The sequence below is a fragment of the Streptosporangium oxazolinicum genome, from assembly GCF_039537505.1.
Taxonomy (GTDB): Bacteria; Actinomycetota; Actinomycetes; order Streptosporangiales; family Streptosporangiaceae; genus Streptosporangium; species Streptosporangium oxazolinicum.
Genome location: NZ_BAABAQ010000006.1, coordinates 301,093 through 324,987, shown reverse-complemented (window position 1 = coordinate 324,987; position 23,895 = coordinate 301,093). Strand labels below are relative to the sequence as shown.

General features: G+C 71.2%; 19 protein-coding genes. 4 read left to right on the top strand and 15 right to left on the bottom strand.

What is annotated here, in order from left to right; genetic code table 11:
- The first annotated feature begins 6 nt into the window (after nucleotides 1-6).
- Nucleotides 7-993, top strand: a complete 987-nt coding sequence (locus ABD817_RS18965; protein WP_344919301.1) for an SIS domain-containing protein — start codon at nucleotides 7-9, stop codon at nucleotides 991-993.
- A gap of 13 nt (nucleotides 994-1,006) precedes the next feature.
- On the opposite strand, the gene ABD817_RS18960 is transcribed toward ABD817_RS18965, so the two are convergent.
- From ABD817_RS18960 to ABD817_RS18920, 9 genes are all read right to left on the bottom strand, one after another.
- On the bottom strand, nucleotides 1,007-1,609 hold the full coding sequence (locus tag ABD817_RS18960) for a DUF742 domain-containing protein (RefSeq protein WP_344919300.1): 603 nt from the start codon (nucleotides 1,607-1,609) through the stop codon (nucleotides 1,007-1,009).
- 1 nt (nucleotide 1,610) lies between these two features.
- A complete protein-coding gene (locus ABD817_RS18955) occupies nucleotides 1,611-4,499 on the bottom strand; it encodes a sensor histidine kinase (RefSeq protein WP_344919299.1) in 2,889 nt (962 codons plus the stop codon).
- 600 nt (nucleotides 4,500-5,099) lie between these two features.
- The gene (locus ABD817_RS18950) at nucleotides 5,100-5,687 is read right to left on the bottom strand and encodes a GTP-binding protein (RefSeq protein WP_344919298.1); all 588 of its coding nucleotides are present in this window, start codon (nucleotides 5,685-5,687) and stop codon (nucleotides 5,100-5,102) included.
- Entirely contained in the window at nucleotides 5,668-6,030 is a 363-nt protein-coding gene (locus ABD817_RS18945) for a DUF742 domain-containing protein (protein ID WP_344919297.1), read from the bottom strand. Before ABD817_RS18945 ends, ABD817_RS18950 begins: the two co-directional genes overlap by 20 nt.
- A 39-nt stretch (nucleotides 6,031-6,069) precedes the next feature.
- On the bottom strand, nucleotides 6,070-6,492 hold the full coding sequence (locus ABD817_RS18940) for a roadblock/LC7 domain-containing protein (protein WP_425583385.1): 423 nt from the start codon (nucleotides 6,490-6,492) through the stop codon (nucleotides 6,070-6,072).
- Entirely contained in the window at nucleotides 6,489-9,359 is a 2,871-nt protein-coding gene (locus ABD817_RS18935) for a sensor histidine kinase (RefSeq protein ID WP_344919296.1), read from the bottom strand. Before ABD817_RS18935 ends, ABD817_RS18940 begins: the two co-directional genes overlap by 4 nt.
- Nucleotides 9,360-9,562: 203 nt before the next feature.
- Nucleotides 9,563-11,839 (bottom strand): [protein-PII] uridylyltransferase, encoded by a 2,277-nt coding sequence (locus ABD817_RS18930; protein ID WP_344919294.1) that lies wholly within the window; start codon nucleotides 11,837-11,839, stop codon nucleotides 9,563-9,565.
- Nucleotides 11,840-11,842: 3 nt separating this feature from the next.
- Nucleotides 11,843-12,181 carry a P-II family nitrogen regulator gene (locus ABD817_RS18925; RefSeq protein WP_329091194.1) on the bottom strand — a complete coding sequence of 113 codons (339 nt, stop codon included), beginning with the start codon at nucleotides 12,179-12,181 and terminating at the stop codon, nucleotides 11,843-11,845.
- Nucleotides 12,178-13,491: an ammonium transporter gene (locus tag ABD817_RS18920; RefSeq protein ID WP_344919293.1), complete on the bottom strand. Its 1,314-nt coding sequence runs from the start codon at nucleotides 13,489-13,491 to the stop codon at nucleotides 12,178-12,180. Before ABD817_RS18920 ends, ABD817_RS18925 begins: the two co-directional genes overlap by 4 nt.
- Nucleotides 13,492-14,345: 854 nt before the next feature.
- Here ABD817_RS18920 and ABD817_RS18915 point away from each other — a divergent pair.
- From ABD817_RS18915 to ABD817_RS18905, 3 genes are read left to right on the top strand one after another with little or no spacing between them, the layout of a single operon-like run.
- On the top strand, nucleotides 14,346-16,523 hold the full coding sequence (locus ABD817_RS18915) for a DUF6571 family protein (protein ID WP_344919292.1): 2,178 nt from the start codon (nucleotides 14,346-14,348) through the stop codon (nucleotides 16,521-16,523).
- Between the two features lie 38 nt (nucleotides 16,524-16,561).
- Nucleotides 16,562-17,113, top strand: a complete 552-nt coding sequence (locus ABD817_RS18910; RefSeq protein ID WP_344919291.1) for a hypothetical protein — start codon at nucleotides 16,562-16,564, stop codon at nucleotides 17,111-17,113.
- 10 nt (nucleotides 17,114-17,123) lie between these two features.
- Nucleotides 17,124-17,426: a hypothetical protein gene (locus tag ABD817_RS18905; RefSeq protein ID WP_344919290.1), complete on the top strand. Its 303-nt coding sequence runs from the start codon at nucleotides 17,124-17,126 to the stop codon at nucleotides 17,424-17,426.
- A 331-nt stretch (nucleotides 17,427-17,757) separates the two neighbouring features.
- Here the strand turns inward: ABD817_RS18905 and ABD817_RS18900 are convergent, their stop codons facing one another.
- From ABD817_RS18900 to ABD817_RS18875, 6 genes are all read right to left on the bottom strand, one after another.
- A complete protein-coding gene (locus tag ABD817_RS18900) occupies nucleotides 17,758-18,705 on the bottom strand; it encodes a sigma-70 family RNA polymerase sigma factor (RefSeq protein WP_344919289.1) in 948 nt (315 codons plus the stop codon).
- A gap of 211 nt (nucleotides 18,706-18,916) precedes the next feature.
- Nucleotides 18,917-20,107, bottom strand: coding sequence for an imidazolonepropionase (gene hutI, locus ABD817_RS18895; RefSeq protein ID WP_344919288.1), 1,191 nt, complete (start codon nucleotides 20,105-20,107; stop codon nucleotides 18,917-18,919).
- Nucleotides 20,104-21,465 (bottom strand): formimidoylglutamate deiminase, encoded by a 1,362-nt coding sequence (locus ABD817_RS18890; protein WP_344919287.1) that lies wholly within the window; start codon nucleotides 21,463-21,465, stop codon nucleotides 20,104-20,106. Before ABD817_RS18890 ends, hutI begins: the two co-directional genes overlap by 4 nt.
- Nucleotides 21,453-22,718 carry an allantoate amidohydrolase gene (locus ABD817_RS18885; RefSeq protein ID WP_344919451.1) on the bottom strand — a complete coding sequence of 422 codons (1,266 nt, stop codon included), beginning with the start codon at nucleotides 22,716-22,718 and terminating at the stop codon, nucleotides 21,453-21,455. The genes ABD817_RS18890 and ABD817_RS18885 overlap by 13 nt, the downstream gene beginning before the upstream one ends.
- 100 nt (nucleotides 22,719-22,818) lie before the next feature.
- Nucleotides 22,819-23,505, bottom strand: a complete 687-nt coding sequence (locus ABD817_RS18880; protein WP_344919286.1) for an SDR family oxidoreductase — start codon at nucleotides 23,503-23,505, stop codon at nucleotides 22,819-22,821.
- Between the two features lie 28 nt (nucleotides 23,506-23,533).
- Complete coding sequence (locus ABD817_RS18875; RefSeq protein ID WP_344919285.1) at nucleotides 23,534-23,869, bottom strand: hypothetical protein; 336 nt, start codon at nucleotides 23,867-23,869, stop codon at nucleotides 23,534-23,536.
- Between the last annotated feature and the right edge of the window lie 26 nt (nucleotides 23,870-23,895).

The following is a 23,895-nucleotide window of genomic DNA, read 5'->3' as shown; positions in this document are numbered from 1 at the left end:
GACCCCGTGATCCCCGAGCTGTACCTCGCCGACCTGGAGGCCAAGCCCGCCGCGCTGGCCGCCCTGGCCGACACCCTGGAGACGGGTGACCCCTTCGCGGGGATCCCCTCGGGGATCCGGCGGGTGCTCCTGCTCGGCATGGGCAGCTCCCGGTACGCCGCCCGGGTGGCCGCGCTGCGCCTGCGGGCCGCCGGGGTGGACGCCGTGGCCGAGTACGCCTCCGCCGCCCTGTCCTACCCGCCGGGCCCGGAGACCCTGGTGGTCGCCATCTCCGCCACCGGCGGCAGCCGGGAGACCCTGGACGCGGTCGCCCGCCACCGGGGCCGGTCCTTCGTCCTCGCGCTGACCAACAGCCCCGACTCGGCCGTCACCGAGGGCGCCGACCTGGTGGTCCCGATGGTGGCGGGCGAGGAGCGCGGCGGCGTCTCCTGCCGGACCTTCCAGCACACCCTCGCCCTGCTCCTGGCACTCGGAAACCGTCTCACCGCCCCCGGCCCGGCGGGATCGGCGGGGGGCGGCGGTTTCGGCCGGGACGTGCCCGAGGTGCTCCGCCGTACGGCCGAGGCCACCGCCGACCTGCTCGACCGCCGTGGCGAGTGGCTGGAACCGGCGGCGGCGCTGCTCGACGGCCCGCACGGCGTCTACACGATCGCTCCCGCCGAGCACCTGTCCTCCGCCGAGCAGTCGGCCCTGATGTTCCGGGAGGGGCCCCGCAGGGCGGCCGACGCGTGCGAGACCGGCGACTGGGCCCACGTGGACGTCTACCTCACCAAGACCCTCGACTACCGGGCCATCCTCTTCCCCGGCTCCCGCTACGACGAGCAGGCCATGGACTGGATCCGGCAGCGTGGCTCGACCGTCCTGACCGTCGGCGGCGACCTCCCCGGCGCCAAGTCCTCCGTCCGCTACCTCCACGACGACGACCCCGACGTGGCACTCCTGACCGAGACCCTGGTGGCCGAGCTCGTCGCCGCCCGCTGGTGGCTCGCCTGAGGCTTCCGGGACGCTAGTCCCTGAGGTGGTTGAGGACGCGTTCGAGGAGGTCGGGGCCGGGGCCCGCCGCGGTGACCCTGGGGTGGTGGATCCGTACCAGGCCCTCGGACTCCATGTCGGAGACCAGGACGCGGGTGACGCCGAGAGGGACACCCAGGAGAGCGGATATCTCCGCGATCGAGCGGATACTGCGGCACAGATCGCTGATGAAGCGATACTCCCGGACGTAGGACAGGCCGAGGGGGGCCGTGGTCGTGGTCGAGACCAGCGCCTCCATCGCGAGCCTGGAACTCGGGACGACCCGCCCCCCGGTCACGGCGTACATCCGGACCAGCGAGCTCTCCTCCTCGGCCGGCTCGTCGTGCTCGGACCCGTACCCAAGGCGCCCGTCCCGCCGGGCCAGGGGCACGGGCGTCTCCCCCGGTGAGCCGTACGGCGGCGGCTCGGCCCCGGTGGCGTGGGCGGACGGCGCGGCCTCGGGTGTCTCCCCCGGCGACCCGTATCGCGGTGACCCGGCCGGGAAGCCGTACCGGGGGGTGTCCTCCCACCGCTCGTCCCACGGGAAGGCGCGGCCGTCGCGAAGCCCCCGCCCCTGGTCCCGATTGTCGGCCCGCACGCTATTCCTCCTGATTCGGGAGTTCGTTGCGTGCCCGGCGCACGCCCTCCTGGAAGCTGGACAGGCGGCTGCGCACCCGCTCGGGCGAGAGGCGCGGCGTGCTTGGTGCCGGGGACGGCTCGGGCTGGGCGAGCGGCGCGACCGAGCCGGGCACCAGGTTGGCCCGGGGAGTGCGCCTGGGCAGGCCGGCCGAGGTCGTACCGCCGTGCGCGGGGGCGCTCGCCGCCTGCGCGGCCTGCCAGCCGCTGTCACCGGGCGAGGTCCACGACTCGGGCTCGGCCGGGGAGTCCCCGGGCGCGGGATCGCCGGAGTCCCCGGGGGTGGAATCACCGGAAACGGGGTCGCCGGGAGTGGCGTCCGCCTCGGGACGGGCCTCCCGGGAGAGCTCGGAGATCCGGAACCAGCCGGACTCGACCGCGGCGAAGATCGGCAGGAAGTCGTCCTCCCGCTCCGCCGGGCCCTGATCGGCGAAGGAGCCGGACGGGGAGTCGAGCGGTCCCGGGAGGCGGTCGAACGGGCCGGGGGGCGGCTGCGGGAACTCCCCCCGCTCCTCCGGCGGGCGGAACCGCTCCGCGGGCGGGTTCCACACGCTCCACGCGGTCGCGTCCGGCCCGACCCGCGAGGGCGCCCGCTCGACGGGGAATTCGACGGCCGTGGGCGCCGCGAGCAGGGGAACCCTCTGGGACGAACCCGCGTCACCCGGAACCTGCGGGAACGGCACACCGGACGCGTCACCCGGAACCCGCGGGAACGACGAACCGGACGCGTCGTCCGGGACGTGGGGGAACGGCACACCGGGCGAGCCACCCGTGTCACCGGGGAACGGCACACCGGTCTCCCCCGCGGAGAAGCCGACCACGCCGGGGGGAAGACCTGCCGCGCCCGGCGGCATGCCGGAGAAGGCCGCGGCGGACCTCGGGTGGCCGGGCTGGATCCCGATGGGCGGCAGGACGAGGAGCGCCTCCGGGAGCAGGATCATCGCGGCCAGGCCGGAGTCCTGGGGGCGGAGCTGGACGCGGATACCGTGCTTGAGCGCGAGGTGGCTGACGACGAACAGCCCCATGTGCCGGGCGACCGAGGCGTCGGCGGCCTGCGGGTCGGCCAGCCGCCGGTTGGCCTCCGAGAGCTCGTCGGCCGTCATGCCGATGCCCCTGTCGGTCACCGAGACCATCACGCCGCCGCCGTCGATCCGGTTGCTGGACACCGTGACCCTGGTGTCCGGCTGCGAGAACGAGACGGCGTTCTCGACCAGCTCGGCGAGGAGGTGGACCACGTCGCTCACCGCGGGGCCCGCGACGGCCACCTCCGACTGGACCCGGTTCGTCACCCGCTCGTAGTTCTCCACCTCCGACAGCGAGGCCCTGACCACGTCCACCAGCTCGACCGGCTCCCTCCAGCGCCGCGCCACCTCCTGCCCGGCGAGGACGAGCAGGTTCTCGCTGTTGCGGCGCATGCGGGTGGCGAGGTGGTCGAGCTTGAACAGGTCCGCCAGCCGCTGGTCGTCGCGCTCGCCGCGCTCCAGCCGCTCGACCAGGCTGAGCTGGCGTTCCACCAGGGTCTGGCTCCGCCGGGAGAGGTTGACGAACATCGCGTTCACGGTGTTGCGCAGCCTGGCCTCGTCGCCCGCCAGCCGCACGGCCTCCCGGTGGACCTCGTCGAACGCCCTGGCGACCTCGCCGATCTCGTCGCGCGACAGCACCCCGATCGGCGGCACGTCGGCGACGATCTCCCCTCCGTGCGACTCGCGGACCCGCTGGACGTACGCGGGCAGCCGCTCCCCCGCCACCTCCAGGGCCTCCCTGCGCAGCCGCCGCAGCGGCCCGACCAGCGAGCGCACCACCCCGATGGTGATCACCAGCACGAGCGCCAGCAGGGCGGCGACGGCCGCGGCGACCATCAGGGCGCGGTTCTGCTCGTCGTCGCCGAGCCGCTGGCTGCGTGCGACGATGTCCTGGGCGTGCCGCTCCTCGGCCTCGCGCATGGTGCCGATGACGACGGTGGCCGCGTCGTACCACTCCTTGGCGTTGTCCTTCCGCTCCAGGTCCAGGCCCTTCAGCGGGATGCCGGAGGCGGCGCGGCGCAGGACCAGATCGCGGATGAGTTCGGCGCGTTCGGCGGTACGGCCGTTGACGGTCTCGTCGAAGAGACGGCGGTCCCGGCTTCCGGCCTCGGCGGCGAAGGTCCCGCGCTCGTTGCGTTCGGTGGAGAGCGCGCCGAGGAACTGCTCCATCTGCCCCTGCTCGAACCGTCCCGCCACGAGCACCACCGTCAGCAGCGCCCGCTGGAAGGAGAGGGCCTCCTTGGCGCGGGCGAGCGCGTCCAGGGTGAGCGCCTGGCCGAACAGGACGTCGTCGACGATGCCCTTGCCGACCTCGTCGTGCAGGGAGAGCAGGCCGGCGATGACCGGGGAGTAGGCGGCGATGGCCGCGTCGGGCGACAGCGTCGACTTCAGGACCTGCTCGCGCAGCGGGGGAAGGCCGTCCAGACGGGTGATCGCGGATTCGACCTCCGCCCTGGTGCGGCCGGTCACCTCCGCGCCGAGCAGGGAACCGCTCTCGCGGACGCGCGCCACGGAGTTGTCGACCAGGTCCATCTGGGTCCGTAGGTTCCCCACGCCGTCCCGCGGGCGGCCTCGGGCGATGAACCAGGCGGTGTGGTCGCGCTCCTCGGCCAGTTCGTGGGTGAGCGTGCCGATGCGGGCGGAGAGCCGGGCGAGATCGTTGACCCGCTGGTAGTCGCCCGCGGTGCGCATCGAGGCGAACACCTGGACACCGCCGAGCAGCACCGCGGCGATCGTGGGCACCAGGATGAGCGCGACCAGGCGACGGCGCACCCGCCAGTTCCGCAGGCGCAGACGACCGCCCGCGCCTTGGATCTCGTGTGTACTCACCGAACGCTGCCCTCTCGGTGGATGAACCCCTGGCCAAATTTCCCGTGGTTCCCGGCAATTCGAGCACATATCAACCGATGGGGCCAAGCGAACGCAGCTCTATAAATGGGTATTCGTGGTGAAGCAGGGACTGGATCCGGGGCTCCAGCTATGACTGGAAACCCGGTTTCGGCTGTCCGAATACTCTCATTAGGTATTTCCCGCACCGTATGGCCGTTTGCACCGTTCCAACCCGGGATCGCGGGGGCCGTGACGGGGGCACGCCGGCTCATGGAAGACCGCAACATTGTGATTCACGATATCCACCCCTGCCCTGACTCCCCACATCCGTCATCCCCACCAGACCCCGGCCCCCGCTCCCGGAGGAGATCGTGGCCGGGCTCGGCGCCCACGAAACCATCCGGGAACAGTGGATGCCGGGCCGACCCCGCCCCACGAACCGGGGCGTCCTCCCTTCTGGGAGAGCCGGGAACGGCAGCGCCGGTCGAGCCGAGGGCCGGGTCACCCGTGCCCTACGCCGGGGAGAGCCCCAACCCCGCCCGCGTTCTCACCGGGACGGCCCCGCGAAACGCGGGCCCGTCCCCGGGGAGGACGCCGGGACTACACCGACGTGCCGTAGGCCGTGCGGACCCGCAGAACGTGCTCGACCAGAGTGATCAGCGTGCTCTTGACGGAGTCGCGGGAGCGGGCGTCGGTCCGCACGACGGGAATGTGCGGAGCCAGCGTCAGGGCCTCGCGCACCTCCTCCTCGTGGTGCGGGAACTCCCCGTTCCAGCCGTTGACGCCGACCACGAAGGGGAGCTTGGCCTCCTCGAAGTAGTCGATCGCCGGGAAACCGTCGGCCAGCCGCCGGGTGTCGATCAGGACCACCGCGCCGATCGCGCCGCGGACCAGGTCGTCCCACATGAACCAGAACCGGTGCTGACCCGGCGTACCGAACAGGTACAGGATCAGGTCACGATCCAGCGAGAGGCGGCCGAAGTCCATCGCGACCGTGGTGGTGTTCTTGTGGGGAGTCAGCCCGAGGTCGTCGATCCCGGCACTGGCGTCGGTCATCACCGCCTCCGTGGTCAGCGGCACGATCTCCGACACCGCCCCCACGAACGTGGTCTTGCCGACGCCGAACCCACCCGCGACAACGATCTTCGTTGACGTCAGGCCACCCTGGCTAGAGCCTGCGAAGTCCACTGAGAACCCTTTCGAGCATGTTGAGGTCCGGTTGTCCCTCGTCGAGATGCGGCTGGTGGATGCGGACGAAGCCCTCGTCGACCATATCCGCCACCAGCACGCGGGCCACGCCGAGCGGGACCCTCAGCAGAGCCGAGATCTCGGCGACCGAGCGGTACGAACGGCAGAGCCTGATGATCGCATCCTGCTCGGGAGTGAGCAGCGCCAGGTCCTCCTCCATGATGAAGGAGGAGGAGACCAGCGCCTCCATCGCCATGTGGAACCGGGGCTCAGACCTGCCGCCGGTCACGGCGTACGGACGGAACAGGGGCTCGTCGTCCCCGGTTCCGTCAGTCCCGAGCACGAGCCTCTCCCGTGCGGGAACCGGGGGTGAGCGCGCTCATCACCGGCCCCGGGAGGACTGCAGCTCGGCGCGGAGCGCCGGGGTGAGCACCTGTCCCGCCCTGTCGACGAGCAGGGTCATCTGGTAGGCCACCAGGCCCATGTCGCAGTCGGGGGAGGCGAGCACGGCGAGCACGGAGCCGTCGCTGATCGCCATGACCAGCAGCAGGCCGCGCTCCATCTCGACCACGGTCTGGGTGACGGCACCCCCCTCGAACACGCGGGAGGCGCCCACCGTCAGGCTGAGCAGTCCCGCCGCGACGGCGGCGAGCTGGTCGGCCCTGTCGGGCGGGAACCCCTCGGAACTGGCGATCCTCAGGCCGTCGGCGGAGACGCACACCGCGTGCGCGACACCGGGCGTGCCGCGGACGAACTCGGTGATCAGCCAGTCGAACCTGCGTGCCTCATGACTCAGGATCGTCACGAGCCCTCCTCCTCGTCCACCAGGTTCCTGGTGGTGGTGTCGACTACTTCAGCGCGGCCCCGCCGTACGCCTTGCTGGAAGCTCGACAGACGGTCGCGCACCCTGTCCGGTGACAGGGGCGGCATGGGGCTGGACGGCACGGCGGCGGCCGTACCGGGTACGAGGTTCGCCTTGGGGGTGCGCTTGGGCAGACCGGCCGCGGTCACCCCGCCGCGTGCGGGTTCGCTCGCCGCCTGGGCGGCGCGCCACCCGGCGTCGGCGGGGGTGTTCCAGCTGTCGGGGTCGCCCGACGGCGCGGGCCGCTCCTCCGTCACCGACCTCACCTGCTCTCTCCTCGGCGGGGTCTCGCGGACCGGCATGCCGGTCGGGGGTGTCGTCTCCTCCGCCCACGCGGCCGCCGGCCCGGGAGACGCCACCTGTCCCGGGGACCCGCCCGAGCTCTCCGCGCGGCGGAACCAGGCGGACTCGATCGAGGCGAAGATGGGCAGGTACTCCTCCTCGGCCTCAAGCGGGGAGACGCCCACCGCGGGCATCACCCCCGCCGTCGTGTCCTCGTACGAGGACTGGCTCCAGGGGGAGAACTCGGAGGCGGGGGCGCCGCCGTTGCCGTTGACCTGGCGCTTGGGCAGGGGCGGGCCGCTCCTCGCCGGGGCACCGGGCGAGCCGGAGGGACCGGCGGGAACCGGCCAGTCCGGCACCGGGCGGTCACCGGGCGCCGGGGCGGAGCCGAACGATGGCACGTCCACGGACGTCTGGCCGAACGACGTCTGACCGAACGAGCTCTGCCCGAACGACGGCTGCCCGAAGGGATCCCGCCCGAACGGGTCCCGCCCCGGCTCGAACGAGGGGTGGGTGTGTCCAGGCCCGGCCTCGGGCCGCCCGTACGAGGGCCGCTGGACGGCCGGGCGGGCGGGGGCGGCGAAGAGGTCCTGCGGGGCGGCCTGCTCGGTCCCCCAGGAGGGCGTCTGCACCGGCTGGACCGCCTGGACGATGAGCGTCGGCGGGAACAGGACCATGGCGACGAGACCGCCGCCCTCCTGCGGGCGCAGCTGGACCCGGATGCCGTGGCGCAGCGCGAGGCGGCCGACCACGAACAGGCCCATGCGCCGCGACACCGAGACGTCGACGACGGGCGGGTCGGCCAGCCTGCGGTTCGTCTCGACCAGTTCCTCGTGGGTCATGCCGATGCCCGGGTCGCTCACCGCGAGCAGCGCGCCACCCCCCTCGATGACACTGCTGGAGACCACGACCTGACTGGCCCGGGGGGAGAACTGGATGGCGTTCTCCACCAGCTCGGCGACCAGGTGCACGATGTCGTTGGCGGCGCTGCCCGCGACCGAGATCGTGCGGTGCACCTTGACCTGGACCCGCTCGTAGTCCTCGACCTCCGACAGGGAGGCGCGGACGACGTCGACGAGCTTGGCCGGCTGGCTCCGCCTGCGGGTCGGCTCGTGACCGGCGAGGACCAGGAGGTTCTCGGAGTTGCGGCGCATGCGGGTGGCCAGGTGGTCGAGCCTGAACAGGTCGGCCAGCCGGCCGCCGTCCTCCTCGCCCTTCTCCAGGCCGTCGATCAGCGAGATCTGCCGCTCGACCAGGGTCTGCGTGCGCCGCGACAGGTTGACGAACATCGCGCTGATGTTGGACCTGAGCTCGGACTCCTCGGAGGCCAGGCGCACGGCCTGCCGGTGCACCTCGTCGAAGGCCTTGGCGACCTCACCGATCTCGTCGGCGCTGTCGACCGAGATGGGATCGACCTCGGGCGTACGGGTGTCGCCGGAGACCCGGAGGCGTCGCACGATCTCGGGAAGCCGGAAGCTCGCGACCTCCAGCGCCTCGGCGCGCAGGCGGCGCAGCGGCGTCACCATCGAGCGGGCGATGACGACCGTGAGGCCGAGTACCAGCAGGAGCAGGAGCAGGATCAGCCCGGAGGTGATGATCGCGTTGCGCTGCTCGGCGTCCTCCAGGTCCCGGGCCCGGGTGACCACGTCACCGGCGACCTTGGTCTCGACCCTCCGCATCCGGTCGAGGACCGCGGTGTTGTCCGAGAACCACTGCTTGACCTCGTCGAAGTCGGCCAGCAGCCGCCCGGTGCGCGTGGGGTCGCTGGCGAGCACGATGACCCTGGCCTTGGTCAGCTCGGCCCGGTGGACCCTCTCGTCGATCAGGGCGCTGGTGAGGAGCTGCGCGTTCGCCGGGGTCGTCTCGACGCCGAAGTCCGCCTCGTACTCGTCCATGCGGGAGCGGGAGGCGATGAACTTCTCGACCTCCTGCGGGTTGATGAGCGAGGGCGCGTAGTAACCGGCCAGCAGCCGGGCGCGCTGCTTGGAGACCTCCTCCTTGGCGTACGCCAGGGCGCTGAGCGCGCGGGTGTTGCCGACGATCCCCGGATCGTCGCTGACCAGCGTGAGCTCCTCGTGGAGCGTCAGCAACGGGGCGATCATGAAGCTGTACCGTTCCACCCGGGCGATGCCCGCGAGGCGGCGCAGCTCGGGGAGGCCCTCCAGTTGGTAGGCCACGTTCTTGGCCGCCTCGACGGCTCGGGCGCCGTAGGAGTCGTCGATCGCCTGGACTTCCAGCCGCACCTTCCTGACCAGCGCGTCCACGGTCTTCCGCTGCGCGTCGGAGCTGTCCTTCAAGCCCTTGTTCGAGGGCTGGAACGACGACCAGGCACCGCGGTCACGTTCCAACCCGAGTGCCTGGGCCAGGTCGCGGAGCCCACCGGAGTACTCGGCCGCGGCGGCGGTCCGCTGGTGTCCCGCCACGCTGTCGACGGAGGCCACCACACGCGTGCCGGCGAGCACGACGCCCACCGCCGTCGGCACCAGGATCAGGGCCGTCAGGCGCGAACGAACGCGCCAGTTCTTCAAACCGAACCGGGCGGCAGGCCGCTTGCCACGGTCGGGTGCCGAAGCACCTCCGCTTTCGGATGTCGCCGTAGTCACCGCTCTCGCTACCCCTCAATCACGACACAGGTGGACACATCAGACCACAAGGTCATGGCAAAGAATCGGCAAAACCGACATAGCGACTTTAATCGTTACGAAGGCGACGAGAGACCGATTTTTTACGGTTACCGCAGGGCAGCCAGCACTTGATCACGTACCTGTGCCCGCTGGACCTCGTCGGTCAGCGGGCGGCCGGCCCTGTCGACCACGTAGAAGACGTCCACCGCCTCTGCGCCGAGAGTCTCCACACGGGCGGCCCGTACGTCAAGGCCACATTCACCAAATGCTCTACCAATCCGCCACAAAAGCCCCGGACGGTCATGGGCTCGCACCTCGACGACGGTCGCGGTGTTGGACGCGTCGTCCACCAGGTTCACCCTCGGCGGCGCCACCGGCACCCGGGCCGGGCGCAGCGACCTGGTCCTCCTGGCCAGGCGTTGTTCGATGTCGAGGCGCCCGGCCAGCACCAGTCTCAGGTCCGCCTCCAGCGTCGCGGGGTCGGGCGGCGAGCCGTACTCGGGAACGACGGAGAACTCGATGACGGCGGTCGCCCCCGCCGAGGCGGCCGACGCGGCGCGCACCACCATCCGGTGCGCGGCCAGCACCCCGGCCGCGCGCCAGAGCAGCCCGGCGCGGTCGGGCGCGACCACGGTGACCGCTCCCCCGTTGACGCGCACGGCGCCACCGCCGTGACGGGCCAGGGACGCCTGCTCCACCGAGAGCGAGGGCGCGGGACGCAGCGGGGTTCCCGACAGCGCCGAACGCACCCGGCGCACCAGGTCGGCGACGAGCGAGGCCTTCCACGAGTTCCAGGCGGCGGGCCCGGTGGCGTGGCCGTCGGCCACGGCGAGGGCCGCCAGCAGTTCGAGGACCTCACGCGAGCCGACGGCCTCGGCCACCCGGGAGATCGTCACCGGGTCGTCCAGGTCGCGGCGGGTGGCCGTCTCGGGCAGCAGCAGGTGGTGGCGGACCACGGTCTCCAGGATGTCGACGTCGGCCGGGGGCAGGCCCATCCGGGTGCCGATGTCGCGGGCGACGACGGCACCGGTGGTGGAGTGGTCGCCGGGATATCCCTTGCCGATGTCGTGCAGGAGCGCGGAGATGAGCAGCAGGTCGGGCCGGGAGACCTCGCGGGTGAACGAGGCGGCCCCCGCGGCGGCCTCGATCAGGTGCCGGTCGACGGTGTAGCGGTGCACCGGGTTGCGCTGCGGGCGGTGCCGCACCCGCTCCCAGTCGGGCAGCAGGCGGACCAGCACCCCCGCCTGGTCGAGCTCCTCCCAGACGGGCACGGCAGCGCGACCGGCGCCGAGCAGCGCGACCAGCGCGTCACGCGCCTCGTCCGGCCAGGGCACGGGCAGCGGCGGCGACTGGGCGGCCAGCGTGCTGACCGTGGCGGGCGCGAGCGGCAGCCCCGCCTCGGCCGCCGCGGCGGCGGCGCGCAACACCAGGACCGGGTCCTTGCGCGGGTTGACCCCGCGGGCGAGCACGACCTCCCCGCCGTGCTCGACGACGCCGTCGGCGAGCGGGCGGCGACCACGGGGGGTGGGGCCGGTCAGCAGCCGGTCGACGGTGCGCCAGGTGGCGTCGAAGGCGTGCCCGATCGTCCTGGCGGCCTCGGCGAGCCTGCGCATCAGCGCCTCGGCGTCGAGCAGGCCGAGAACCCCCGCGACCGCGTCCTGCTCCTGGAGCACCAGCCTGTCCGCTCCGCGCGCGGTCACCAGGTGCAGGCCGTGCCGGATGTCGAGCAGCAGCTCGTACGCCTCGCGGACCCTGGGCCCGGGGGCCGAGGCGACCCATGCCGCCGCCACGGCCTGCATCGCCTGCACGTCGCGGATACCGCCGCGAGAATCCTTGAGGTCGGGTTCGAGCAGGAACGCCAGCTCGCCGCTCGCCTCCGCCCGCTTGTCGGCGGCGTCGCGCAACTCGCCCAGGCGGCGCCGGGAGTCGGCACGCCACTCGGCGAGCACGACCTCGCGCGCCGACCGCGTCAGCTCCGGGTCTCCCGCCACGTGCCGGGCCTGGATCAGGCCGAGGACCGCCTTGAGGTCCTCCCTGGCGACCTTGGCCGCCTCGTCCACCGTCCGCACCGAGTGGTCGAGCCCCACCCCGGAGTCCCAGATCGGATACCAGACGCGGTCGGCGACGCGCGCCACGTCCTCCCGCCCGTCGTGGAGCAGGACCAGGTCGAGGTCACTACCCGGCGCGAGCTCGGAGCGCCCGAGGCTGCCAACCGCGACGAGCGCGACTCCGCTCAGGGCGCCGCGCTCGTCGTTTCTCGTCGTCCCCCCGTTGGGCCCGTACGGTGTGCCGACAGCGGTGCGGACCAGGTCCGTCAGCCAGCGGTCGATGTCCGCGGCCCGTTCCTTACGGGCCGCGGCGTACGAGCGAGTGTCGCCTCTCACCGGTTAGAGCGCCTCGGGTCCGCGTTCTCCGGTGCGGACACGGACCACCGTGTCCACCGGAACGGACCAGACCTTGCCGTCACCGATCTTGCCGGTCTGCGACGCCTTGACGATGACGTCGATGACGTCTTCGGCGTCCTCCTCCTCGGCGAGCACTTCGAGGCGGACCTTGGGCACCAGGTCGACCTGGTACTCGGCGCCGCGGTACACCTCGGTGTGACCACGCTGACGGCCGTAGCCGCTGGCCTCGCTGACCGTCATGCCCTTGACCCCGAACTGCTCCAGGGCCGCCTTCACATCATCGAGCTTGAACGGCTTGATGATCGCGGTGATGAGTCTCATGCGTCCACCTTCTTAGACGCCGGGGTGGGGGCCGGACCGTTGACGGCGGCCACACCCGAGGAGTGGATGGTGCCGAGGTCGTAACCGGTCTCGGCGTGGGAGGTGATGTCGACGCCGGTGATCTCCTCCTCGGCGCCGATCCGGAAGCCGACCGTCTTGTCGATGATCTTAGCGATGACCCAGGTGATGATGAAGGAGTAGGCGCCGACCGCGACCGGGCCGAGGATCTGCAGGCCCAGCTGCTTGACACCGCCGCCGTAGAAGAGGCCGGTGCTCTGCTGCTCCAGGAACGGGTAGGCGGCGATGAAACCGAGGGAGACCGCGCCGACCACACCGCCGACCAGGTGCACGCCGACCACGTCGAGGGAGTCGTCGTAGCCGAACTTGTACTTCAGGCTCACCGCGTAGGCGCAGGCCGCACCGGCGACGAGACCGAGCACGAGGGCCGCCCAGGGGTCCACGAAACCACAGGCCGGGGTGATGGCGACCAGACCGGCGACGGCGCCGGAGGCGACACCGAGGCTGGTGGCGTGGCCGTCGCGGAGCTTCTCGACCACGAGCCAGGCGCCCGCCGCCGCCGCGGTGGCGATCTGGGTGTTCATGAACGCCAGGCCGGCGGTGCCGTCCACCGCGAGCTCGGAGCCCGCGTTGAAGCCGAACCAGCCGAACCACAGCAGACCGGCGCCGAGCAGAACCAGGGTCAGGTTGTGCGGCCGCATCGGCTCCTTGCGCCAGCCGGCGCGCTTGCCGAGCACGAGCGCCAGCGCCAGCGCCGCGGCTCCGGCGTTGATGTGGACCACGGTGCCACCGGCGAAGTCCTCGATGCCGAGGTTGAACAGCCAGCCGTTGCCCCAGACCCAGTGGGCCACCGGGAAGTAGACGATGGTCGCCCAGACCACGGTGAACAGCACCCAGGCGCCGAACTTGGCGCGGTCGGCGATGGCACCACTGATCAGCGCGACGGTGATGATCGCGAAAGTGAGCTGGAAGGCCGAGAACACCAGGCTCGGCATGCCCGTGCCATCGTCCTTGGTGGCGGTGTCGACCAGGCTCTGCAGCCCAAGGGCGTCGAAGCCGCCGATGAACTTGTTGACGAGCTCGCTGCCGTTGTCGGTGAAGGTCAGCGAGTGCCCGTAAAGCACCCATGTGATGGTGACGGTGATGATGCTGACGAACGACATCATCATCATGTTCAGGACACTCTTGGCCCTGGTCATTCCTCCATAGAAGAACGCAAGGCCAGGAGTCATCAACAGCACCAACGCGGTGGCTGTGAGCATCCAGGCAGTGGTGCCGCTATCGATCTTCATTCGACGCGACCCTCCCTTACAAATGGCGTGTGGCCGGTTTCACAGTCGCAGTGATCGCTTCCTGGGCTCCATCGACCGGCCGCGCACTGACGTTGCGCCACAGCGTGTTCTTCCACCGTTTCAAGGTGCGACCTTGCGTGTTTCACATCTGTGAATCTCGGCCGCATGGTGTTTCAGACGTGTTTCGGACGCGGCGCGCCATGACTTGGAGCTGACCGTAAAAGAGCCCAGGTGAACCCCGCTTGGGAGTTCGCGGGGACGCCGACGACCCCGCCCATGACCGTCGCCACGCCCACCACACCCCCTCAACCCCGACAAATAGCCCGAGCCGTAACCCTTGGCCAGGACCTCGCGCGGCCTTGATCGGCTTCGGCACCGCTCACGCCACGATGGGGGGCATTTCGGACGGCCGTCTCAGTCACCGTCTCGCGGTCCACGCCTCCGGCCTGCGCGGACGCCATGGCCACGGACCCCCTTCAAGCCGTCCGGAACACCCGCCTCCTCCGCTGCACCGCACGGCGTGCGCCCGTAGCGCCTCACTCTCCGGCAGCCCGGTGAACTCCGTGTGGCTGAAGCGATCCGTACGAGACCGTTCAGAGCGGACCGCCGTAACCGAAGCGTTACTTTCGAAAGAAGCGCACAGCGAGCGCCGTGGAAAAGCGCGCCACCGCGCCGATCCCTCCCGCCGCATAACGCCCTCCCTTTACGCGCCGCGTGATGACCGGCGTCGGGATCCGCCCGCGTATCAGCGTCCATCTTGGACAGGTGAAATCCCTTTGCCGGGAGATACACGAAACATAGGCTGGCATTTCCATGCCTGTGTTCTCGTCGACCGCGCTGGAGTCCGCCGTCCCATGAACCACCCCTATCCGTCACCGACACCGGCCCCGTCCGCCGCCGGTCCGAACGGCGGCCCCCAGGCGCAACCCGCCGACCCCACACCCGTGCCCCGGCCGCCCGACCCCTCCCCCGCACCCGCCCCCCAGCCGCCCGCGTCCCCGTCCGGCGCCACGTCGTCCCCGCCGCCCGCCAAGCCCGCGTCCGGCCCGCAGGCCCTTCCGCACCCGCCCTCACCCACGGCCTCGACCGCGCCACGGGGGGTGGACGGCGGCTTCTCCGGCATCGATCCCGCCGCGATGGACGCCTTCGAGCGCGGGCTCGGCCGGGCGGAGGACGCCATCGGCCAGGGCGAGCCCCGCGTCCGCGCGGCCCTGGAGAAGCTGGACCTGGACACCTCGGCGCTGAGCGCGCTGCGCGAGGCACGGAGCTGGATCGGCACCAGCCGCCCCGACCTGCGGCGTCGCAGCGAGACGATCCGCTCCGAGCGCACCGAGTGGGGCGCCTCCGGCCTGCCCGGCGGCCTGGCCGCCTTCAACGAGTCCCTCTACGGCAAGGCCTCCCACGACCCCGACGTCTACGCCGCCGCCGTCAAGCTGACCGAGGCCGCCAAGAAGGGCGAGATCGACGCCAAGGCCGTGGCGGAGCTGGAGAAACGCACGGGGGACGCGACCTTCACCACCGCGCTGCTGACCGCACTGGGCGCGGCGACGTTCCGCGAGGCGATGGCGGAAGCGGTGGAGAACCGCGACAGAAAGAAGTCGGAGCAGGTACAGACCGCCCTCAGCAAGGCCCTGGGGACGGCGAGCCCCAATCTGGGCAAGGCCTGGCTCGACGCCTTCACCGCCGAGTCCGGCGACCACTGGGAGCAGCGGCGCAACTACCAGGCGATCAGCCTCGCCCTCGAACACGGCACCTTCGCCACCGCCTTCCTGGTCGGCGTCGCCAGAAAGGTCGAGGGGGCCAAGTACGTCAGGGCCATGGAGCCACAGGCGATCATCGACGTGCTGGACGCGCTGGGCCGCCATCCCGAGGCGGCCCAGGACTTCTTCGTCGGCGACCCCGCCGCACTGAAGCGCTATGTGACCGGGGGGAAGATGAACGACGGCGGCACAGCCCTGGGCAAGGCCCTGGAAGCCGCCATGCTCCGCTTCCGCGACCACTCCGGCACCCCGGACAAGCCCTCACGCGGCTACTGGTCGGCGAAACTCGCCTCCGAGTTCATCCACCTCGAAGCCGAACGCGTCAAGAACCGTCAGCCCCCCGACTCGGCCGTGAAACCGACCTTCACCGGACTCGTACTGTCGGAGTACATCCGGGACGTCAACCATGTCGCCAGAGAAGGTGAAGACGAGGTCGTACCTGGAGTTCGCAGTGCTGACAATTTCGATATTTCCGGACAAGATCCCTGGGGAGCACATTTCGACCAGACAGAGTTACGCCGGGTGATGAAAGAGGCGTTCGCGGACTCCAAGGCGTTCTCCCTTGTAACCACCGCTCAGACGGCGTTCGCCGGATGGGTCCTCGACAATGCCGCCCAGAACACGAACGCCAAGCAGAGAAACGACGCGCTCCTGTCCGGCGCGACACGGATCGGCGCGGGATTCGGCCTCATCACCGACGCGGCCGGACTGGTCAAGATCGAGGAGGGCAAGGAACTCGACGAAGCGAAGAAACAGGCTGTCAAGACGTACCTGGCAGTGCTCAACTCCGGCCTCGTCTTCCTCCCCTCGACCGGTGCGTGGCCCATCGTGGCCGGTGTCGTGGGGTCGTGGACGGGAGTGGCCGAAGACGTCGTCAAGGGAGAGGCGGAGAGCGACGCCCGCGAGGCCGCCAACACCACCGTCGACCGAACCCGGAACCTCGTGCGCGACCTCACCGTTCGATCCATGCTCAAGCACGGTCTGTTCGGTGCCGCCGAACCCGCCGCCGCCACCCATCCCTGGGCCTCACTGGAAGATCTTAGAGCGGGGGACGATCCTCGCGAGAACCCCAACAACTTCCTCAAGGACGATCGGACGCTCATGACCAGGGACGAGATGATCGACGAGAAAGCACCCAACGACATCGACAAGGACCGCAAATTCGAGGCCTACCAGCGATGGCGCAGCGGACCAGCGGGACAAACGTGGCGAGATGTCGAGAGTCGCCTGGATCAAGGATTCTCCGACGGCTTCTCCCAATACGGATCATGATGAACAGGCCCCTCGTCCCACTCGTGGCTGTGATGTGCGTGCTGGCCCTGTCCACCGCCTGCCAGAACGAAGCAGCCCCCCCGGTCGACCGCACCCCGTTACCAACCGTGGCCGCCCCGCCGTACATCTGCGACCACATTCCGCTGAAGGCCGTGGAGCTGATGACCGGAGTGCGCGATCCGCTGGTTCGCGGTCACTTCAATCTCACGAGCGGCGAAAGTCGGAGGACGGGAGTCTGCGTGATCCGCCGAAGAACAGACCAGGAGAACGTCCTCGTGATCGACCTTTCAATAGGAGGGTACCGAGCGGCGATCATGGAGTATCTCGACGACGGTGCCACACCCCTACCGGAGATCGTTCCCGGATCCATCGGCGCATACTCCAAACCTGAGGGCAGGGAGAACAACGCCGCGTACGCCCACCTCCTTCGAGGCAGGGCAGACCTGTCGATTCAGCTGGAGATCGGTGTCCAGGGGCGAGACAACGCCGCCGATGTGGCGGCGATGATGAAGTTGATCGCACCGAAGCTGCTCACCGATGCCGGTGCCCCGTCCGCGAAGACCGCCTCCCCCTCCCCCACGAAGGACTGACCAGACGACCATGGCCGAGATGGTGCCCAATCCGCTCTACCAAGCGCTGGGAGAGGCGCTCCGGACGGTCGAACCGCTGCTGGACGAGGTCGAGAAGAACATCGAGACCCCGTTCCAGGCCTTCCACTCCGGCAAGGTCTGGAACGGCCCGGCGGCCAAGCGCTTCGACGAGCAGCTCACCCACCACCGCACCCGCCTCCGCGCCTCGGGCGACAAGATCACCTCTGATCTCCGCCAGGCCCTGGCCCGCACCCCTCAAAAGGTCACCGAAGAAGAAGCCAAGGTCATCAGAGCCCGCTACGGCCTTTCCTAATCACCGGCTTTGACGCCGCCGACGAAGCCCGGGACTCGACGGGGGTGAACAGCGGCTTGGAGCCGTCGGCCAATGTGGTCTGGGAACGGTCCGCCCTCGCGTTACCGTGGCCCCGCGAAGCGTCACCACGGCGACAGGCCCCCAGCGTGAACGGCCACGACACCCACCCCCGTGATGAAACCCGCCACCGCGTGAACACGCCGCGATGAAACCCGCCACCGCGTGAACACGCCGCGATGACAAGATCCATCCGAAAGCACACCACGCCGGACCAGCCGGTACGAAAAGCGATCCGGCACGGTCCAAACGAGACCGTGCCGGATCGCGGGGGTCAGGCGGCCGTGGCCATTTTCCGCAGCCGGGCCAGCGCGTCGCGCTCGATCCGGCGGGCGCGGTCGCGGCCGATGCCGTAGCGCTCGCCGACCTCGGTCAGCGTGTGCTCGCGGCCGTCCATCAGGCCGTAGCGCCAGCGGAGCATCTCGCGGGTCTGCCCTTCCAGCCCGGTCAGCCACTCCTCCAGGCGCTCGCGCTCCAGGATGTCCATCGCCTGCTGCTCGGGATCGGCCCAGGTGTCGTCGGCGATCATGTCGCCGAGCTCGGTCTCGTCCTCGTCGCCCACGCCCAGTTGCAGCGAGACGGGGTCGGAGGCCCATCGGCGGAGCTCACGGACCCGCTCGATGGGGAGTTCGAGGACCGCCGCCAGATCGGCGTCGGTCGGCTCCTGGTCGAACTCGGCCAGCATGTCGCGGCGGACCCGCATCAGCCTGGTCATCTGCTCGCCCGCGTGGGTGGGCAGGCGCACCGGCCGGGCCTGCTCGTGGATGGCGCGCCCCACCGACTGCCTGATCCACCACGTGGCGTATGTCGAGAACTTGTAACCGCGTCGGTAGTCGAACTTCTCGACCGCGCGGACCAGCCCCAGGTTTCCCTCCTGGACGAGATCGATCAGTGGCATTCCCCGCCCGGAATATTTGCGCGCGACGGCCACCACAAGACGTAGATTGGCCTGGATGAATTCGTCTTTGGCCCTCCGTCCGGAAACGGCCAGTCGTTCAAGCTCCTCATCGGCCGCGTCCGCGATCCGCGGCTCCGTCAACCCGCCCAACCCACCGTCCAGCAACTGCTCCGCGAAAAGACCCGCCTCGATCCGCTTGGCGAGCTCGACCTCTTCCTCCGCGGTGAGCAGGGGCACCCGTCCGATCTCTGCCAGGTAGGTCCCTAGCAGGTCTCGATCAGAGACGTGCTGATCCTGCGTCCGATTCCCCGTCGGCCTTGCCATCCGATGGCACCTCGCTCCGCCTGCTTATGACGTGTCCACCCGCTCGCTCAACGCCCCGTGCGCGCGGACACATCGCTTGTCTTTCCAACGGATGGATCAGGGCAAAGATTCCCTCAAGAAGTACGCCTGGAGAATGGTTTTGGATTTCCTCCTCAAGGAGGATGTTTCCCGGCGTAACGCCAACGGCTCCAACTAACCCCTGCAAAGGGCATCAAACCAGGCGGCGCCCTTCCTTCCACACCTGTGTCACCAGCGGCACCCCCGGCCGGTAGGCGAGATGGACGTACGTGGGTGTGTCGAGAATCACCAGATCCCCTCTGCTCCCCACCCTCAGCGTGCCGATGTCCCCTCGGCGCAGCGCCCTGGCGCCGCCGTACGTGGCGGCCCTGATCGCCTCCAGCGGCGTCATCCGCATCTCGCGGACCGCCAGCGCCACACAGAACGGCATGGAGGAGGTGAAGGAGGAGCCCGGGTTGCAGTCGGTGGCCAGCGCGACCGTCACCCCGGCGTCCAGCAGGCGGCGGGCGTCCGGGTAGGGCGAGCGGGTGGAGAACTCCGCGCCGGGCAGCAGGGTGGCCACCACCCCCGCCGACGACAGCGCCGAGACGTCGTCGTCGGTCAGGTGGGTGCAGTGGTCGGCGGAGGCCGCGCCCACCTCGGCGGCGATCCGCGCCCCGGGCCCCGGGCCCAGCTGGTTGGCGTGGATCCTCGGCAGCAGCCCCGCCTTCACCCCGGCGAGGAGGATCTCCCTGCTCTGGTCGGCGTCGAAGGCCCCGCGCTCGCAGAACACGTCGACCCACCGGGCGTGCGGCGCGCAGGCCTCCAGCATCTCCCCGGTGACGGTGCTGACGTACGCGTCGGCCGAGGAGGCGTCGGGGGGTACGACGTGCGCGCCCAGGTAGGTGGTCTCCTCGGTGAACCCCCGCGCGATCTCCAGTGAGCGGCGCTCGTCCTCGACCGTGAGGCCGTAGCCGCTCTTGATCTCGACCGTGGTCGTCCCCTGGGCGAGCATCTCGGCGACCAGGCCGGCGGTGCGCGTCACGAGCTCGGCGTCGGAGGCGGCGCGGGTGGCCGACACCGTCGTGCGGATGCCTCCGGCCGTGTACGGGCGGCCCGCCATCCGGGCGGCGAACTCGGCCGTGCGGTCGCCCGCGAAGACGAGGTGGGCGTGGCTGTCGACGAAGCCGGGGATGACGCAGCGCCCGGCCACGTCCACCCGTTCGTCGGCGTGCGGAACCGCGCCTGCGGGTCCCGCCCACACCACCTCGCCGCCCTCGACCACCAGGGCCGCGTCCTCGATCTCCTCCCGGGCCGGGTCACCCGTGTAGAGCAGGCCGATGCGGTCGAAAAGGGTGCTCGTCGCGGACCGGTCCTCGCTCGTCATACCGACCTCGCTCGTCATACCGACCTCTCCTCTCGCGCCTCGGCGACCGCCTCGGCGAGCATGGCGCCCACGTCACCGAGGGCGTGTTCTCCGTCGGCGACCACGCGGCGCCCGCCCGACACCACGGAGTGCACGTCGGCGGCCGTGGCGGCGAAGAGCACGGTCTCGGCCAGGTGCGCCGGGGAGGCCCCGGCCGTACGGACCGAGTCGAGACGCACCGACACCAGGTCCGCCCACGCGCCGGGGACGAGCATGCCCGCGTCGGCGAAGCCGAGCGAGTCGTGCCCCGCGGCCGTGGCGGCGTTCAGGAGTTCGGCGGCCGACCAGTGGCCGCGCCGCTCGGTGGCCAGCCGCTCGTCCAGCTCGACCGCGCGGGCCTCCTCGAACAGGTCGATGACCGCGTGGCTGTCCGAGCCGAGCGTGATGGGCGTGCCCGCCTCGAACAGTCTCCTCGCCGGTCCGATGCCGTCGGCGAGGTCGCGCTCGGTCGTCGGGCACATGCACACGCGCGTGCCGGAGGCGCCGAGCAGCGCGACGTCCACATCCGACAGGTGTGTGGCGTGTACGGCGGTCGAGCGGGGGCCGAGCGCGCCGTGCGCGTCCAGCAGCTGGACCGGGGTCGCGGTGTAGGTCTCCACGCAGGCGGCGTTCTCCGCGCGCTGCTCGGAGACGTGGGCGTGCAGCGGGACCGCGTGGTGCCGGGAGAACTCGGCGACCACCGGGATCTGCTCGGCCTTGACCGCGCGGACCGAGTGCACGGCCACGCCGATCTCCACGTCCCGTTCGTCCCGGTAGCGGGCCATGAGCGTCTCGGCCCGCGCGGCCCACCCGTCGGCGTCCCGGTCGCCGAACCGCCGCTGCACGCCGCTCAGCGGGGTGCCGACGCCGCCGGTCAGGTAGCAGGCGTCCAGCAGCGCGATGCGCAGCCCCGCCTCCCGCGCGGCCTGGACGAGCGCGTGTCCCATGGCGTTCGGGTCGTCGTACGGCCTGCCGTCCGGCCCGTGGTGCAGGTAGTGGAACTCCCCCACGCAGGTGATCCCGGCCAGTGACATCTCGGCGAACGTGGCCCTGGCGAGCCTGAGGTAGGAGTCGGGGTCGAGGGTGCCCGCCACACCGTACATCTGCTCGCGCCAGGTCCAGAAGCTGCCCTTCTCCCGTTGCGTCACCCCGCGCAGGGCGCGGTGGAAGGCGTGGGAGTGCGCGTTGGCCAGCCCGGGGAGGGTGAGGCCGGCCAGCCGGACGGCTCCGCCGGGCGGGGCCGCCACGCCGGTGACGATCTCGGCGATCAGGGTGTCCCTGACCCTGACGAGTACCCCCGCGACGACCTCGCCCGGTGGCAGCCAGGCCAGTTCGCACCAGTAGCTCAGCTCCCGCACAGGTCCTCCACAACGGCGGCGAGGGCGACGACCCCGGCGTGGCAGTCGGCCCGGTCCGCGTGTTCCTCCGGAGAGTGAGAGATGCCCGTCGGATTGCGGACGAACACCATCGCGCTGGGCACGCCCGCGGAGGCGAGGATGCCCGCGTCGTGTCCGGCGCCGGTCGGCAGGACGGGCGCGCTCCCACCCCCGGCCGCGCTTCCGCCCCCGGCCGCGCCCCCACCCCCGGCCGCGCCCCCACCCCCGGCCATGCTCCCGGCGACGCTCTCGGCGGCGACCGCGTTCCCGGCGGCCGCGGCGACCCGCTCCCGCAGGACCGCGTCGAAGTCGACGACCGGGGTCCACGACTCGACGGTGACCTCGGCGCCGGAGAACTCGGTCAGCTCGGCGACCAGCGCCCTGACCGCGTCCTCGTCGCCGCCCCTGGCGTCCAGCCAGGCGCTGACCAGGCCGGGGACGGCGTTGGCGTTGTTGGGAGACACGCGCGTCTTGCCGAAGGTGGCGACCACGCCGCCGCGCTCGGCGGCCTGGCGGGCGTGCAGGACGGTACGGGCGAAGGGCAGCATCGGGTCGTCACGGTCGGCCAGGCGGGTGGTGCCCGCGTGGTTGGCCTGGCCGTGGAAGTCGAACCGCCAGCGGCCGTGCGGCCAGATGGCCGAGGCGACACCGACCCGGGCGTCCCGGTGGACCAGGTCCCGTCCCTGCTCGACGTGGAGTTCGACGAAGACGCCGATGTGCCGCAGGGTCTCCTCGTCCCGGCCCAGGCCACCGGGGTCGCGGCCCGCCCCGCGCAACACCTCGGCCAGCGAGTCGCCCTCGTCGTCCTTGAGCGCGCGGGCCCTGTCCGGGTCGAGGATCCCGGTCAGCAGGCGGGAGCCGACGCACGGGACGCCGAACCTGGCGCCCTCCTCGTCGGTGAAGCAGGCGATTCCGAGGGGGCGTACGGGCTGGAAGTCCCCGGCCCGCAGCAGGTCGAGGGCGGCGAAGGCCGACACGACGCCGAGGGGGCCGTCGAAGGCGCCGCCCTGCCGCACCGAGTCGAGGTGGCTGCCGGTGACCACGCCCGGCCGGGCCGAGGGGTCGCCCCACCAGGCCCACAGGTTGCCGTTGCGGTCCTCCCTCAGGTCGAGGCCGCGCCGGTCGGCCTCCTGCCCGAACCACCGCCGGAGTTCCAGATCCGCGGGCGACCACGCGTCTCGCAGGTAGCCCCGGGTCCGGCCGTCACGTCCGAGGTGCTCTATGGCACCCCACATCTCGTCGAACACCCTCCCATTATGTGAATGAGCCCATTCATTGGCGAGCCCGGCACCCCCTCGGCCCGTCGCTTCCTCGCCTCAGCCCGCCGCGCCGCTCTCAGTTCAGGGGGCCGGCGGCGGGACGGACGGTGATCTCGGTGATGTGGGCGTCAGGGGACGCGGTCAGGGCTGTCAGCGCCACCCTGGCCACCGAGTCCGGGTCAAGGTAGTTCTCCGGCTGGTAGGGGCCGCCCTCGACGGCCCGCAGCTCGCGCTGCATGTCGGTGGCGATCCGCCCCGGGTAGATCGTGGTGACCCGGAGCTCGGGCTCCTCCAGGCGGAGCCCGTCGGCGAAGGCGCGCAGCGCGTGCTTGCTGGCCGCGTAGGAGACCCAGTTCGGGTTGGCCCGCTGCCCCGCGCCGGAGTTGATCAGCACCACGTGGCCCCGCGCCGCGCGGAGCGCGGGCAGCAGCAGCCGGGTCAGCTCGGCCACCGCGATCACGTTCACCTCCATCGTGCGCCGCCACACCTCGGCCGGGGTCTCCTCGACACGTCCCAGGGTCACCACGCCCGCGCTGTGCACCAGCACGTCGAGCCGGTCGACACCGGCGACGTCGGCCTCGGTGACGGCGGTGAGCTCCACCGGCCAGGGCCGCGCGCCGGGCAGGCCGGAGACCACCTCGGCCAGCGCCTCGGGGTCGCGACCGCCGAGCACCAGGTCGTGCGTGGGAGCCAGGGCGCGGGCGATCGCGGCGCCGACCCCTCGGGAGGCGCCGGTGACCAGCGCGGTGGGGCGTTCGGACATAATGATCACCCTAACTCGGGCATGACGATCACCTTGACCCGGGACGGAACGTCTCCGGCCCGGGGTGCTCCAGCGTCATCGCGAGGACGTCCTCGCGCGGGTAGCCGGCGTCGTCCGGCCGGATCCTGACCGCGTCGGCCGCCGCCTCCACGATCACGCACCGGTACCACCTCCCGTCCTCCAGGAACCACCAGGGCCGCGTCAGCACCTCCAGCCCGGACCGGTGGACCGCCTCCAGCGCCTCCTCCTCCGGGGAGGGCTCCCCCGGCGGGTAACCGAACACGGTCAGGGGCTCCCAGCCTCCGCCCGCCGGGCGGACGAAGCCCATGAGGGCACCGTCGTCGTCACGCCTGATCTCTCGCACGTTTGACACTGTACTCAAATTTGAAT